Genomic DNA, 14,693 nt, shown 5'->3' on the forward strand with positions numbered 1-14,693 from the left:
GGCTAAACTAGCCCGCATGAGTATTGCCTCCGAAGCTTCCCGCCGCCGCACATTCGCAGTCATCGCCCACCCGGATGCTGGTAAGTCCACGCTGACGGAGGCGCTGGCGCTCCACGCGCACGTCATCAACGAGGCCGGCGCGGTGCACGGCAAGGGCAACCGCAAGTCCACGGTTTCTGACTGGATGGAGATGGAGAAGAACGCGGTATTTCCGTGGCCTCCTCCGCGCTGCAGTTCGAGTACGCCGAGGGCCCGAGGCAGCCTATTATCAACCTGGTGGATACCCCGGGCCACGCGGACTTTTCGGAGGATACCTACCGCGTGCTCACGGCGGTGGATGCCGCCGTGATGCTTATCGACGCCGCCAGGGCCTCGAGCCCCAGACCCTCAAGCTCTTCCGCGTGCAAGGCCGCGGCCTGCCGATCATCACGGTGATCAACAAGTGGGACCGCGTGGGCCGTGAGCCGCTGGAGCTTGTCGACGAAATCGTCAACGAAATCCAGCTGCAGCCCACCCCACTGTACTGGCCGGTGGGTATCGCCGGCGACTTCCGCGGCTTGGCCCACATCAACGATGACGGCGAGGCCGATGAGTACGTGCACTTCCTGCGCACCGCCGGTGGTTCCACCATCGCCCCGGAGGAGCACTACTCCCCCGACGAGGCCGCCGCGAAGGAAGAGGACGCCTGGGAAACAGCCGTGGAGGAGGCAGAGCTGCTGGCTGCGGACGGCGCCCTGCACGACCAAGAGCTCTTCGAGCAATGCGTGACCTCCCCGCTCATCTTCGCCTCCGCGATGCTGAACTTCGGCGTGCACCAGATTCTGGATACCCTGTGCGCCATCGCCCCGGCTCCGCGCTCCCGCGATTCGGATCCGCAGGCCATCGAGGCCGCCACCTCCGCTATCGATGAGGTCCGTGAGGTCACCGATGAGTTCTCAGGTGTCATCTTCAAGGTGCAGGCGGGCATGGACCGCAAGCACCGCGATAACCTCGCTTTCATGCGCGTGGTCTCCGGTGAATTTGAGCGCGGCATGCAGGTCAACCACGCCCAATCCGGCCGCAGCTTCTCCACCAAGTACGCCCTGACGGTCTTTGGCCGCACACGTGACACCGTGGACACGGCGTACCCGGGTGACATCGTCGGCTTGGTCAACGCCGGTTCCTTGGCTCCCGGTGACACGATTTACACCGGCAAGAAGGTGCAGTTCAAGCCCATGCCGCAGTTCGCACCGGAGTCCTTCCGCATCCTGCGCGCGAAGTCTTTGGGCGACTACAAGGCCTTCCGCAAGGGCCTGGACCAACTGGCGGCGGAGGGCGTGGTCCAGATCCTGCGCAACGATACGCGCGGCGATGCCGCCCCCGTCATGGCCGCGGTGGGCCCCATGCAGTTCGAGGTCATGCAGGCTCGCATGGAAGTCGAGTACAACGTGGAGACCATCACCGAGCCCATCCCCTACTCCGTGGCGCGCCGCACCGACGCCGAATCCGCACCCGAGCTGGGCCGCCAGCGCGGCGTAGAAATCTTTACCCGCACCGACGGCGAACTCATCGCTCTGTTTGGCGATAAGTGGAAGCTGGCCTTCATTGAGAAGGAGCACCCGGAGCTGACCATCGAAACACTCGTGGCGGATTAGGCACAGCGTTTCCCTTAACTGCTGAGGAATTCCTTCCACGCCGGCCATTCCGCATAGGTCTGCGCGCGCCCAGCCTCATAGTTGGAGCGCAGCTTTGTCACAGAACGCTCAGTCGATGCCACCTGCATATCCTCCGGGAAGAAAAGCTGGGCTCGCCCTTCCTTTTCCAGCTCCAGAAGCCGCTCCTTGGAGGCGTTGTACCGGGGCGGCCGGGCAATCATTGACTCCGCCACGGCAGGGTACTTTCGGAAGATTCGTCGCAGCGCCGCGGGCCGCCCTACCTCAGGCCGCACGTAGCCACGCGGTTTCGAGCCAAGGAACAAGAACTTTTCAAAGCCGGCCTTCTCCGCCTGCTCGATGAGGATGCCACCGGATTCCCCCATCGCACCGTCGACGTACGGTGCGCCATCGATAACACGCATCGGCATGATCAGCGGCAACGTCGAAGACGCGCGAACGCGCACCATCAGGTCCTCTTGTGTCTTTATGTCATTGCGCCCCCAGTACACGCTCTCCCCGGTATCGGCGCGCGCGGCGGAAATACACATCTGCGCCGGGTTGGCCTGAAATGCTTCCCAGTCAAAGGGCATGTCCTGATCGGCGGCCTTCTCATAGATGAACTCCGCATTGAAGTAGCCGCTACCGCGCAGCAGCGAACCCAGGCCACCGAAGCTGGGGTTCTTGGCAAAATCCACGAAGGATTCTTCCGAGCGGCTCACGTCGCGGGAGAGGAAGTTCACGGTGTGTGAAGAGCCCGCGGAAACACCTCCAACCCAGCCAAATTCCACCTCCTCCTGCAGAAGTTTGACGATGCACGCGGCGGTATAGGAATTGCGCATGCCGCCGCCTTCAATGACGAGTGCTGTATCTTTCGCGTCAATCACAGTGCCCGATGGTACCCCCGCGCTAGGATCGCGCCATGGGATTGTTTTCTGCGGTTAAGAATGCCGTCGACAAGCTTGGCGGCTCCAGCACCGTCCGCTTGGCCTCCCCGGATCCCCACGCCGTCGAGGTCTCTGTAGACCACCTCTCCGTCCACACGGCCGGCGGCCTCATCATCCTGGTCACCTCCCCAGCCGGCGCACAAATACTCAGTGAGGTGGCGCGTTCCGGTGAGCCCGCGCAGTTGCGTGGCCCTCAGACCACGGTGCATCTCTCCCCCACGACTAAGGAGCAGCGTCCCGTCCACGACCCCAAGAAGGGATGGGCCATCCCGTTGTCGCCCGCAGAAAGAGAAACACTGTCCCAACTCAACGCCGAGCCCGGCGATTATGAAATTTCCGAGTCACTCGCTGTGTCCGTCGAACCCACCCCTGAAGAAAGCTAGTCCGCCATGCTCATCCTCCCCTTCCAAGGGCACACGCCTCGCATCCACCGCAGCGCCTGGATTGCGCCGAATGCCACCATCATCGGTGACGTCACCATCGGGCCGGATTCTTCCGTGTTCTATGGCAGCGTGCTGCGCGGGGACGTTGGTTCCATCCGTCTTGGCGCCCGCGTCAACATCCAGGACAACTGCGTCATCCACGTCGAAGCCACTGCGCCGTGTGTACTGGACGATGACGTCACCGTGGGCCACATGGCCATGCTCCACGGCACGCACGTGGGCGCGGGCACGCTGGTTGGAATGAAGTCTTCTTTGCTTTCCGGCTCCACCGTGGGCACAGGCTCTCTCATCGCCGCCGGCGCGGTGGTGCTCGAAGGCCAAAACATTCCCGCCGGCGCCTTGGCCGCCGGGGTGCCCGCCAAGGTGCGCCGTGCGTTGAGCCCTGAGGAATCCGCCGCCTTCATCCCGCACGCCGCGCGCTACGTCGACATTGCTAAGAATCAGGCGCCGCTTGGCGACGCCCTCCCCCTCGACGAAGTCCTCTACGACTAGCACCGCAACTGCCGTTGTTGACAAAACTCCCGAGTCCGCCGCAAAAACTGACCAGAACTTTGGCAACTAGGGCAGTTCACTTTTGAACTCTTGCCCACCAGCCGGCTCGTTATAGAAGAGCAACGAGACCCATCACCACCAGGAAGGCGGCCACTCCGTAGCCGCTCCAAAGCGCAACCGCTGCAGAGTTTTCCCGCGCCCACGCGAAGGCGCGACCAGCCCAGGAGTCTGGCTTCGCCCGCACAAGCGCGATGAAAAGCCCGCACACCGTGGGCAGCGAGAGCGCGAAGGTGGCATAGAAGAAAAGGCCTCCGTATTTAACGGTGTTGCTGAAATCCCCGGCAGCAAGGTGCATCAGCCCATAGAAAAAGGGTACGGAGGTCAAGGACTGGATAACACCCATGGCGTAGCCCACCGCGACAGTCTTGGCCGAGGGCGTGCGCAGTGGGCCGAGGAGTTTCTGCACCATGTCATTGGGTTCGCCCTTGGAGCGCCAGGCCAGAAGACCCAGCCCCAGGCCGATGACCACCAGACCCCAACCAAGCAGCGGTGATTCCAGCGCGGCGGCCACGTTGTCCTGGATACCGACGAAGACGAACATCACCACAGCAGCGGCGGTGAGCACGCCGAACCAGTCACCGACGATGACGAGGGCCGCGATCTTGCGGTAGCTCCCCCGCGGAAGCATGATGCCGATGGCCACCAGGATTCCGATGAGAAGCGCGTTGACGGAATCGGCGAAGGCATTCAGCACGGCTTCAAGCATGCGGGCTAGTCTACAGGCTCTTAGAGAACATTCATCTACTGTTTACCCCGCGCGCCCCCGACGCAGGCGAGCAAACGGTATGTTCGAAAAAAGTGTGCCACGTAACGAACCCCCAACTTACGCGTGTCAACATAGACTAGACCCCTGCTGGTACAGCACGTTTTGACCCCGACCCAAGAAGTGGAGAGACAAAAAATGAAGGTAGCGATTCTCGGCGGAGACGGCTTCTGCGGTTGGCCCGCTTCCCTTTATCTCTCCGACCAAGGCCACGAGGTCATCATCGTGGATAACCTCTCCCGGCGCGCCATCGATGAGGAGTTGGGCGCGGAATCCTTAACACCCATCGCCTCCATTGAGGATCGCCTGGCCGCGTGGACCGAGGTTTCCGGCAAGACCATCGGCTTCCGTAACCTCGACGTGGCCCAGGACTACGACGGCTTGCTGGAGTTCCTGAATACCGAACGCCCGGATGCGGTGGTGCACTTCGCTGAGCAGCGCGCCGCCCCCTATTCCATGAAGAATTCGCGCACCAAACGCTACACGGTGGATAACAACATCAACGCCACCCACAACTTGCTCGCCGCCATCGTGGAATCTGAGCAAGATATCCACGTCGCCCACTTGGGCACCATGGGTGTCTACGGCTACGGCACCGCCGGTATGAAGATTCCGGAGGGCTACCTGGATGTGCAGGTGGATGCGGGCGAGAATGGCGTCGTCAAGCAGCAAATCCTCTACCCCTCCAACCCGGGCTCGGTCTACCACATGACGAAGGTCCTGGACCAGCACCTGTTTGCCTACTACGCCAAGAATGATGAGCTGCGCATCACCGACCTACACCAGGGCATCATCTGGGGCACGCACACTGAGCAGACCCAGAAGGACGAGCGCCTCATTAACCGCTTTGATTATGACGGTGACTACGGAACGGTGCTCAACCGCTTCCTCATTCAGGCCGGCATTGGTTATCCGCTGACCGTCCACGGCACCGGCGGACAGACCCGCGCCTTTATTCACATTCGTGACATGGTGCGCTGCATCGAGCTAGCCCTGCAGAATCCGCCAGCACGCGGGGAGCGCGTCAAGATCATCAACCAGATGACCGAAACCCACCGCGTGCGTGACCTGGCAGAACTACTGGCGAAGATCTCTGGTGCGGAAGTGGCTTATGTGCCGAACCCGCGCAAGGAATCCGCAGAGAATGAACTCCACGTCACCAACGACACGTTCCTCGAGCTCGGCCTGGAGCCGACCACTTTGTCGGAGGGGTTGCTCCACGAGGTGGAGGAAGTCGCGCGTAAGTACGCCGACCGTGTTGACCGCTCCAAGATTCCAGCCCAGTCGCTGTGGACGCGCCAGCAGCACGCTGGTGTTCCCGAAGCCTTGGCCAACGGCGCGGACGCTGCGGAGGCTTAAACCTTCGTGCGCATCGCTATCGTTACCGAGGTCTTCCTGCCCAAGATCGACGGCGTGGTCACCCGCCTGACGCGCACGCTGGACCAGCTGGCCGCGATGGGCCATGAGGTGCGGATTTTTGCCACAGGCAAGGCCCCTGACACCTATGCCGGCTTCGAGGTCACCCGCATCCCCAGTTTGTCGCTGTGGGTCTACCCGGAGATTAAATTCGGTTTGCCCTCGTGGAAATTCTTCAAGGAAATCCGGGATTTCGATCCCGATGTCATCCACGCGGTCAATCCCATTTGGACCGCGGCCCTCGGCGTCTTTGCCGCGCAGCGCGATGCCGTACCGCTGGTAGCCAGCTTCCACACCAATGTCCCCGAGTACGTTGAAGCGCTGGGGATTGGGTGGACTAGGCCGCTGACCGAAGCCGCGCTGAAGTATCTGCACAACCAGGCTGCGGTGAACCTGTGCACCTCCGGCCCCATGGTGGATAAGGCTCGGATGATGGGGATCCGCAACGTGCAGCTGTGGCCCAAGGCTGTTGATACGCAGACCTATCACCCCAGTGGCGCCACGGAACAGATGCGCGAGCGCCTGACCGACGGTAACCCGGATTCCCCGTTGGTGACCTATATCGGCCGCGTCTCCAAGGAGAAAGACTTGGAACGCCTCGATCACGTGATGGAACTGGTGAGGGCACAGCTTAGCGACGCCCGCCTGGCCATCGTTGGCGATGGCCCCGCCTTGGAGGAGCTCAAGTCCAGCTTCAATCCTGCGCACACCGTATTCACTGGCTACCTCTCCGGCGAGGAGCTCGCCGCCGCCTTCGCCGTGGGGGATGTTTTCCTCTTCCCCTCCGCCACGGAAACCCTGGGACTCGTGGCTCTCGAGTCCTTCGCCTCTGGGGTTCCGGTCATCGGCACGAATGCCGGCGGCATCCCCTTCGTTATCGAAGAAGGCGTCACAGGACATCTCATCGAGCCCGACGCTGACGACACCGCGTGGGCCCGCGCCGCTCTCAGCCTCCTCCGTGATTCCTCCCGCCGGGCGCAGATGGGACAGGCCGCCCGCCGCGAAGCTGAAAAACATTCCTGGGTAGAATCCACCCAAGCCCTCCTTCAGGCCTACGAGGAGGCCATCGAGCACCCCTTCCGCAGGAATACAAACTAGTCAAGGAGACCCATGGATTCAGCCCAGAACCTGTACTCCGCTGGCGCCTTTATCCAAGCCGGCATCGACGCCACGTTTGCCTCACGCCTGGGCGTCGTTCGCGACGTCGAGGTAAATTTCATTCCCACCGATTCCGCATCAGCAGCCTCGGAGGACGGGCAGCCAGACCAAGATCAGCGCGCCGTCGTACGTTTTAGCACTGATTCCGGGGTTTATGATTTCGATGGCCTGCGCCTGGCCACCATCCACGATGGTCACCTGCTCTGGGCCACTGGCATGGTGGAGCACGCACCGCAGCCGGAGTTCCACGGGCCGCAGCCGGACTCCGTCCTGCTGCGCGGCTTGGCGCGACGGCTCGTAGGCGACCGGCCTGTTGTCCGCGTCCCGCAGGGCGATGGCGAAGCGCTCGTCGCCGTCGACTTCGCAGAGATTAACCCGGATCCTCGGGTGAGCATTCTGGCCGGAATTGAGCACTCGGGGGATATCGCCGGTGGCGTCGACGAGCGCCTAGCCACCGCCGAGCTCGCTTCCTACCTGGGCATTCCGCAGAGCAACGCGGAGAATCTCGCGCTCTTCCACGGCTCCCGGATCGTGGCTCTCCCCCAGGCCCCGGGCCGCGCCGGGCTCAGCGCGCGCGAGGTGTTGGCCGATGCCCACTTCCTCGCCACCGAGCACAACTTCTTCTTGGAGGCCCGTTTCCCCAACCTGTGGGCGGACCTTGATCCCGATACGTCGCGGACCGTGGTGAACTCTGATTACGGCTCGCTCACGGTGCCCGCGCACCTCATTGCCACGATCGACGCTGCCGCAGACACCTTCACGTGGGCCTGGGCAGACGAGCTATCCGGCTCCATGTCCGCCCAGGCGGCGGGGAACCTGCGCCGCTTCGGATATGACCAGGCCATCCCCGAATTGATTCGGGCCCGCGTGTCCATCACTGAGGCACGCTCTACACGCTTGCCGCAGCTGGCCATGCCAGTTCTGGGCCTGTGGACCTTGCTGCCGGTGCAGCTTCCCGACGGCCGCCAAGGCCTCGCGCTGTCCGACGCCCCCGCGTTCCACCTCCCCGCACCGACTCCGGCGGCCACGCAAGCCACCCTCAACGTTGCGGTGCCGGCAGGCGTGGACGAGCAGCGGGCGCGCGCTGCCTACCACCGGGCGCGCCCCCTATAAGTGCTCGGACAGCGCTGAGTGCGTGAGCGGCTGGGAGCGTTAGGAGTTCAGCACGGCGCGGAACTCCTCGACGTCAACCTCCTCTGTGGTGGCCGGGTTAAACGCTGCGTCCTGGGTCTTGTCCACTAGTACCGCGCGCACGCCCTCAGAAAAGTCGGGACGGCGGTACATGTGCATGCCCAGCTTGAGTTCCAAAAGGAGGGCCTCGCGAATGTCGTCGACACCGGCCTCTGCCTCATAAAGCTCGTTAGCCGCGATAATGGCAGCTGGGCACGCCCCTGCCATAAGGCGGCGGACCTCACCGGCAATGAGCGGGCGCTTGTCCAACTCCGCGGAGATTTCCTCCCACGTTGGCAGGGCAAACGTCTCCTCCAGGTCCTTGGCCACCTGCTCCAGCGGGGCGGGCTCTTCGGGTGCGGGCAGGGCGAGGTCCTCCAGCGCGGCATCAATACCGCGCTCAATGGCGGCCTCAATCAGCTCGTGTGCATCCTTGACAACGTGGGTTGCCACGCCAGTCCACAACATGTCTGCGGCATACATGCGGTATCCACTAAGACCCCAGAACTTGGCCAAGCCCGGTGAGGCGATACCGCGGGTGCCCACCATGCGCTGGGCCGCATAGGCCACACCGACGTCGGTGACATAGCCGATGTTCATCTCCGGCATCGAGGCGAAGGCCTTTTCTGTCACCACGCGATGCGAGCCGTGCAGGGAAATGCCCAATCCACCACCCATAACGACACCGTCGATGACGGCGATATAGGGCTTTGGAAACTCGGCGATATCACCGTTGGTGAGGTACTCGCTGGCGAAGAAGGCATCGACCTCCTCCAGCTTGCCTTCCGCGATTCCCTCCCGCGCGTGGCGCACATCGCCGCCCGCACAGAATGCTTTAGGGCTGTTGGAGTAAATCAGAACCTGTTCAATCTCATCGTCCTGTGCCCAGGCTTCGAGGGAGCGGCGGATGATATCGATCATGTCCGGGTTCAACGAGTTCAGGGCCTTCGGCCGATTGAGTTCGAGGACTCCGGTATGGTTGCGGACGGAAACGAGTACTGGATCAGTCGTAGTCATGCGCACCAGTGTTCCATATCACACATGTTTCAGCCACCTTTTTTGAGGCTGGTTTTAACATCGACCCCTGCCTCTAAACCCAACCTTCAGATTGGTGTGAATTTCTTGCTCCCACAGCTTGTTGCTCTTGACATGGACGGCACCCTCCTCGATGCCCACGGTCAGCTGCCCGCAGACTTTTCAGAGCTTGAGGAGCTCGCCACCGCCCGCGGCTGCGAGCTGGTTCCGGCCTCAGGGCGCCAGCTGGCCACCCTGCAAGACATGTTCCCGGAAGGCGGCACATTCATTGCGGAGAACGGCTCGGTGATTGTGCGCGACGGAGAGATCATCGCCACCTTCCCGCTGCAGGAAGAAACCGTGCGCGCGGCGCGCGACGCCGCATCCGCCATCAGCGAAGCGCACACCGTCGTTCTGTGTTCCCCGGAGACCGCCTACGTAGCCCGGGATGTCACGCAGGCAGCACGCGCGGAGATTTCCAAGTATTACAAGGCGGTCACGTGGGTCGATAACCTGGACACCGTCCCCAATACCAACATCATCAAGATCGCCATCTTCTGCGAATCCGGTTCCGAGACACATATCTACGAGCCCATCCGCCGTGCCGTACCGGAGGACAACGTGGCGGTATCGGGCAAGGTCTGGCTCGATGTCATGGCCCGCGGCGTCGATAAGGGAGCAGCCTTAACCACACTCGCTGAACTTGCCAACGTTCCAATCACCGCCACCGTGGCCTTCGGCGACTACCTCAATGACCTCGAAATGCTGCGCGCTGCTGGGACGGCTGTCGCCATGGACAACGCGCATCCGAAGTTGAAGGAAATAGCGGATATTATCGCGCCTGCCAATACCGACAATGGTGTGAGCACCATGCTGCGCCAGCTTCTGCGCACCTAACACGCTCCCAGGAAACCTTCCCGATTCTCTACCACCACCCGAGTAGGATTACCCCGGTTCCCTAGACCCCCAATCCCTTACGTGTGGAGTGTTCAGTGAAGAAGTTCCTGCGATCCCCTGGGCCCCGTGTCCCTCGTCGGGCCACGGACACCTCCCTTGAACTGGATCCGGAGTCCCTCCCCAAGGCATCCGCTGTGCGCAAGGCCAAGCTGCACAAAGCCGCGAGCCGCCGAAACCTCGCCGCGCCGCGCCGCAGCGCGCCGGCTGCACGCACGACAGCGCGCTGGGATCGGCCGCGCAACCCCCAGCTCAATCCAAACCCGCCGAGAGTTCTCCCGAATCACGGCCCGAGAATGAGATCTCGCGCGCCTTGGCGCGGCGCTCGCAGCCCGTCGGCACACCGACAAGCAAGCAGCTCAAAACACCGCGCCCTTCCCGCGAGCAGCGCCAGGCCGCACAGCACGACAGCGCGAAAAACACTGGAGACATTGCGGTGCCGAAGGAATCCGCCACCGTCACGCGTCAGCGTCGCGCGCGCCTGCGCCCGGTACCTGGTTTGGATGGGCTGCGCGGTCTCGCGGTCTTGGCTGTGGTGATCTACCACTTCTTCGGGGATCTGCTCCCCGGCGGATACCTCGGCGTGGATATGTTCTTTGTCCTCTCCGGCTTCCTTATCACCTCGCTGCTCGTGCGCGAGTTCGCCGTGACCGGGCGCATCAGTCTCACCGATTTCTGGATCCGGCGCTTCCGGCGCATCCTTCCGGCTGCGCTCGTTGTCTTATGCCTGTGCACGGCCCTCGTCGCAATGATCGGCGGGGACCTCGCTGTGGGGATCCGCGAACAGTTCTTGGGTACCTTCTTCTTCGTCAACAACTGGACCCAGATCGCCACCAGCCAGACCTATTTTGCGCCCAATGAGGTGCAAGTCTTCGCCCACTACTGGTCCCTGGCCGTTGAGGAGCAGTTCTACCTCCTATGGCCCCTGCTCATGTTTGGCGCTTTCGCGCTGTCGCGACGCCAACCCAAGCGCCTGCCCATCGCGCTCTCTCTCGTCCTCGCGGTCGCCTCCGCTGCCGCGATGGCGCTGCTGTTCACTCCGGGCGAAGACCCTACCCGTGTTTATTACGGCACCGATACCCATGCCTTCGGCCTCCTCATCGGTGCGCTGCTGTCCCTTCTTCTCACCTCGACGTCGAAGGAGGCGAAGGCGGACTCATGGGCGTCGACAAGCACAGGCGTTATCGCCGGCACCGTCGGAGCCCTCGCCCTGGTTGGTTACCTGGCGCAGCTGGTGTGGATGAGCGCAGACCTTGGGGTCACCTACCGCGGCGGCCTGGTCCTCACCAGCCTCCTCGGCGCGGCAATGATCTGGGGTGTGGTGCGTGAGACCGGACCTCTCACATGGCTCTTCCGCACCCGGGTGATGCGGTGGCTGGGCCAGCGCTCCTTCTCGCTCTACCTGTGGCATTGGCCTGTGGTGATGATCCTCCGCGAGCTGTCTGATGCCCCGGCGTGGCTGCTGGGTTTGCTCGCGCTTCCTCTGTCCTTCCTGTTGGCTGAGGTGACGTATCAGTTCGTGGAAAACCCCTTCCGCCGCGCCGGATATGTCGCCACGTGGCGCACCTATTGCTTCGCGCCCCACTGTGGCCGAGATGAAGGACGGTTTCGGCAAGGCCATGCCCGCCGTGCCCGCCATGGTGATCTTCTCCGCGCTGGGCGGCCTATGGGCTGGTCACGTCACAGGACCAGACCGAGCTGGAGCGAGAATTGGAGCGCATGTCCCAGGCCAATGAGCAGGCAGCGGCATCGGCCCCGGCAACACCGACAGAGACCAAGAAGCCTCCAGAAAAGCGCGCTCTGCCTGCGGGCACGGCGATCAACGCGGTGGGCGATTCGGTCATGCTCGCCGCCTCCGAAGCCCTCAACGAGCGTTTCCCAGGGATTCTCATCGACGCGGAAGTGTCCCGCCACTATGCCGAGGCAATCGCGGAAATCCGGCAGCTGAAGGAATCCGGTCAGCTACGCTCCACCGTCTTTGTGGGGCTGGGCACGAACGGAGCGGCTGCAGACGGCGAGATGGACGAACTCCTCACCATCCTCGGTTCCGATCGCACGGTTATCCTCGTCGTGCCCTACGGCGAGCGCGACTGGATGGGGCAGGCACGCGCAGAGATTATCGAGGCCGCCAAAGAGCACGACAACGTCTACGTGGCCGACTGGTGCGGCATGGCCCAAGAGAACCCGGCGCTGCTCTACGACGACGGCGTGCACCCACAGGCCGAGGGCGCAGCGCTGTACGTGCAGGCGCTTTCCGACGCCCTCGAGCAGTACTCCCGCGGAGAAAAATCCATCACCACGGCCTGCTCGCTCTAGCCTTCGGCCGCTCTCGAATCAGCTGCTCTCCAATCAGGGCAGTGCGCTAGCAGCATCGCCCTAGCAGCACTGGCCTAGTTGCCAAAGATCTGGCCAGATCCTTGGGGCAGGACCTATAACTTTGGCAACTAGGGCAGTTGACGGGATTCGCCGCTAGGCCCGAGCACATAGAAAAACGGCCGGGGATGTGCCTCCCCGGCCGTTTTTCTATGTGCCGATGCTTGTGCGCTTCCGGTGTTACTGAAAGACGCTCAATCTCCTAGACGGAAAATTCAGCCATCTTATCCCATTGCGTTTTTCCATCGAGGTGAGTGTTGATAATGTCCGGCGTCTCCACCAGGTACTTCGGGAACTCCTCGCAGGAGCGTTTGAAGTGCTCAGTGTTGACGTGGTCAACGTCGGTGCCGTCCTTGTAGGACTCGAGGAGCAGGAAGCGCTGCTTGTCTTCCGGATCGCGGAACCACTTGAAGTCGATGCAGCCGGGCTCTGCCTGGCAGGCCTTGGTGTACCAGTCGATCTCGTCGAGGAAGGTCTCGGCGTACTCGGGCTTGACGTGGAACTGTACGTTGATCAAAATCATGGGCCCCACTGTAACCATCTCCACGAAAACATGCAGAAGGCCTTGTAAAAAGCCTCTCGGGAGGATTACTTGTTGAAGAAGTACTCCGCCACGTAGACGTAGGTTCCGTCAAAGGCCTGGGCGACGCCGAAGCCGGTGCCATCCGTCTTGGTCACGGGCACGTCGCGGTTGAGCCAGTCCACGCGCTCCTTGGCCTCAGATTCGGTGAGCTTGTAAATGTTGCCGCTGCCCTCCTCCAGGTGGGTCAGCCCATCGCCTGCATTGTCGTGGAAGGTGACCTTGCCAGCTGCTGCCTGGTTTGCCCACTCCTGCGCGATGTTCTTGGCGTTGGCATCCTCGTGGTGGCCCTGCTTGAGCAGGTGGGCATGGGTAGCACCAACAAGTTCGCCGGCGACGGCCGGGGTCGGCTTCTTGATGAAGCCCGGCAACTGGACGTTAAACTGCTTCGCCAAGTCATAGGCCTGCGCAGGCAGCTCGATCTCTAAAGAGTTGACCTGCTCAACGGCCTGGGAGGACAGCTGGTTTACATCCTGCAATTGTGCGGAAGAGGAGTTGACCGGGGCGGCCTGGGCAGCGGACACCGACAGAGCAGCGGTGAGGGTGGCTGCCACGGCGGCGGTGGCGGACATGCGGGAAACACGACGGAAAGAATTCATGCCTTCCACCGTGCCACAAAAATGCTTCGGCGGAAAAAGACTTCCCGCTCATGTGGGATTTTCGATACCACTTTGTTATCACTTGCCGGTGGCTGCATGCCGGCATGGAAGAATAGCCAAGGCTGGCTTTAGTATGGATTTTTTAACGAGTATCCGAAAGGTGATCACTGTTGCTGGACGTCTTAACCGGTTTCGCCATCATTTTTGTGGTTATCGGCGTGGGCTTCATCATGGCTCGGCGCGGCGTTATCGGCGAAGGTGAGGCGCGCCTGCAGTTCAATCGCACGGCGTTCTGGGCGGCGACCCCAGCGCTGATCTTTTCCAGCGTGGCCACCTCTGACACCTCGGCCTTTGCCTCGCCGGTTGTCGCCGTCATCGCGATAGCTTCGGTCGCCACGATGGCCTTGTATTGGGTGCTGAGCGCGTTATTCTTCCGGCGTAGCGGAGCGGAAACCATGGCCGGCGCGGCCGCGGCCAGTTACTACAACTCGGTCAACATCGGGCTGCCCATCGCCACCTATGTCATCGGTGATGCCACCTTTGTGGTGCCAGCGCTCGTGCTGCAAATGGCAGTCCTCTCGCCCTTCATCATTGCCGGCCTCAACGCCCAGGGAACAAGCCTGCGTTCGATTTTAAGTTCCGTGGTCTCAGGGTTGACAGCCCCAGTGGTCATCGCGGCGATCGCCGGCTTCATCGTGTCCGCCGCAGGCTGGCACGTCCCCGACGTCATTATGGCTCCGCTCGAGATCCTTGGTGGTGCCTCCATCCCGATGATCCTGATGAGCTTTGGCGCCTCACTCACCGGCGACGGGCTGTTAGCCGTTGACCGCCTGCCGACGATTACCGCCACGGTTCTCAAGCTCATTGCTATGCCGGCGATTGCGCTGGCGGCCGGCTTGGCGTTGGGGCTGAGCGGCAACGAGCTCTACACAGCGCTGATCTTGGCCGCGCTTCCGACCGCACAGAACGTCTACAACTATGCCGCGACCTACCAGTCGGGAGAAACGGTGGCGCGCGATACGGTCTTCCTCACCACCTTCCTCTCGCTGCCGGCGATGCTGGGCATCGCGGCTCTCTTCGGGTAGGGCTGGGC

At 62.3% G+C, this 14,693-nt stretch carries 14 protein-coding genes and 1 pseudogene; 10 read left to right on the forward strand and 5 right to left on the reverse strand.

The genetic code is table 11. From position 1 onward, the window contains the following. Positions 1–16 precede the first annotated feature (16 nt). Positions 17–1,634 (forward strand): annotated as a pseudogene (locus tag HWX44_RS12640) (peptide chain release factor 3). Between the two features lie 14 nt (positions 1,635–1,648). Here HWX44_RS12640 and HWX44_RS12645 read toward each other — a convergent pair. Further along, positions 1,649–2,518 (reverse strand): patatin-like phospholipase family protein, encoded by an 870-nt coding sequence (locus HWX44_RS12645; RefSeq protein ID WP_175975039.1) that lies wholly within the window; start codon positions 2,516–2,518, stop codon positions 1,649–1,651. Between the two features lie 35 nt (positions 2,519–2,553). Here HWX44_RS12645 and HWX44_RS12650 point away from each other — a divergent pair, with 35 nt between their 5' ends. Both HWX44_RS12650 and HWX44_RS12655 read left to right on the forward strand, forming a co-directional pair. Next, entirely contained in the window at positions 2,554–2,961 is a 408-nt protein-coding gene (locus tag HWX44_RS12650; RefSeq protein ID WP_144013995.1) for a hypothetical protein, read from the forward strand. Positions 2,962–2,967: 6 nt separating this feature from the next. After that, positions 2,968–3,513, forward strand: a complete 546-nt coding sequence (locus HWX44_RS12655; protein ID WP_175975040.1) for a gamma carbonic anhydrase family protein — start codon at positions 2,968–2,970, stop codon at positions 3,511–3,513. Between the two features lie 109 nt (positions 3,514–3,622). On the opposite strand, the gene HWX44_RS12660 is transcribed toward HWX44_RS12655, so the two are convergent. Continuing rightward, complete coding sequence (locus tag HWX44_RS12660) at positions 3,623–4,279, reverse strand: hypothetical protein (RefSeq protein ID WP_175975042.1); 657 nt, start codon at positions 4,277–4,279, stop codon at positions 3,623–3,625. A 195-nt stretch (positions 4,280–4,474) separates the two neighbouring features. On the opposite strand from HWX44_RS12660, the gene HWX44_RS12665 reads away from it, so the two are divergent. The 3 genes from HWX44_RS12665 to HWX44_RS12675 are packed head-to-tail and all read left to right on the forward strand — an operon-like array spanning position 4,475 to position 8,023. Continuing rightward, entirely contained in the window at positions 4,475–5,695 is a 1,221-nt protein-coding gene (locus tag HWX44_RS12665) for an NAD-dependent epimerase/dehydratase family protein (protein WP_070754567.1), read from the forward strand. Between the two features lie 6 nt (positions 5,696–5,701). Then, on the forward strand, positions 5,702–6,850 hold the full coding sequence (locus HWX44_RS12670) for a glycosyltransferase family 4 protein (protein ID WP_175975043.1): 1,149 nt from the start codon (positions 5,702–5,704) through the stop codon (positions 6,848–6,850). 12 nt (positions 6,851–6,862) lie between these two features. After that, positions 6,863–8,023 carry a DUF6882 domain-containing protein gene (locus tag HWX44_RS12675; protein ID WP_175975045.1) on the forward strand — a complete coding sequence of 387 codons (1,161 nt, stop codon included), beginning with the start codon at positions 6,863–6,865 and terminating at the stop codon, positions 8,021–8,023. A 39-nt stretch (positions 8,024–8,062) separates the two neighbouring features. Here the strand turns inward: HWX44_RS12675 and HWX44_RS12680 are convergent, their stop codons facing one another. Continuing rightward, positions 8,063–9,097, reverse strand: a complete 1,035-nt coding sequence (locus HWX44_RS12680; RefSeq protein WP_175975046.1) for an enoyl-CoA hydratase/isomerase family protein — start codon at positions 9,095–9,097, stop codon at positions 8,063–8,065. Positions 9,098–9,193: 96 nt separating this feature from the next. On the opposite strand from HWX44_RS12680, the gene HWX44_RS12685 reads away from it, so the two are divergent. The 3 genes from HWX44_RS12685 to HWX44_RS13435 all read left to right on the forward strand — a co-directional run bounded on the left by HWX44_RS12685 (position 9,194) and on the right by HWX44_RS13435 (position 12,364). Further along, positions 9,194–9,991 (forward strand): HAD family hydrolase, encoded by a 798-nt coding sequence (locus tag HWX44_RS12685; RefSeq protein WP_254868261.1) that lies wholly within the window; start codon positions 9,194–9,196, stop codon positions 9,989–9,991. Between the two features lie 370 nt (positions 9,992–10,361). Next, a complete protein-coding gene (locus tag HWX44_RS12690; RefSeq protein WP_254868262.1) occupies positions 10,362–11,996 on the forward strand; it encodes an acyltransferase family protein in 1,635 nt (544 codons plus the stop codon). Beyond that, the gene (locus HWX44_RS13435) at positions 11,891–12,364 is read left to right on the forward strand and encodes an SGNH/GDSL hydrolase family protein (RefSeq protein ID WP_254868263.1); all 474 of its coding nucleotides are present in this window, start codon (positions 11,891–11,893) and stop codon (positions 12,362–12,364) included. The genes HWX44_RS12690 and HWX44_RS13435 overlap by 106 nt, the downstream gene beginning before the upstream one ends. Before the next feature lie 259 nt (positions 12,365–12,623). Here HWX44_RS13435 and HWX44_RS12695 read toward each other — a convergent pair whose 3' ends face one another. Both HWX44_RS12695 and HWX44_RS12700 read right to left on the reverse strand, forming a co-directional pair. After that, positions 12,624–12,944: a putative quinol monooxygenase gene (locus tag HWX44_RS12695; RefSeq protein ID WP_175975047.1), complete on the reverse strand. Its 321-nt coding sequence runs from the start codon at positions 12,942–12,944 to the stop codon at positions 12,624–12,626. 65 nt (positions 12,945–13,009) lie between these two features. Further along, the gene (locus HWX44_RS12700; protein WP_175975048.1) at positions 13,010–13,600 is read right to left on the reverse strand and encodes a hypothetical protein; all 591 of its coding nucleotides are present in this window, start codon (positions 13,598–13,600) and stop codon (positions 13,010–13,012) included. A gap of 170 nt (positions 13,601–13,770) precedes the next feature. Here HWX44_RS12700 and HWX44_RS12705 point away from each other — a divergent pair, with 170 nt between their 5' ends. Then, a complete protein-coding gene (locus tag HWX44_RS12705; protein ID WP_046646938.1) occupies positions 13,771–14,685 on the forward strand; it encodes an AEC family transporter in 915 nt (304 codons plus the stop codon). The last annotated feature ends 8 nt before the right edge of the window (positions 14,686–14,693 follow it).

Origin of the sequence: Corynebacterium sp. Marseille-Q2823, assembly GCF_903645345.1 — a bacterium.
Lineage (GTDB): Bacteria > Actinomycetota > Actinomycetes > Mycobacteriales > Mycobacteriaceae > Corynebacterium > Corynebacterium hiratae.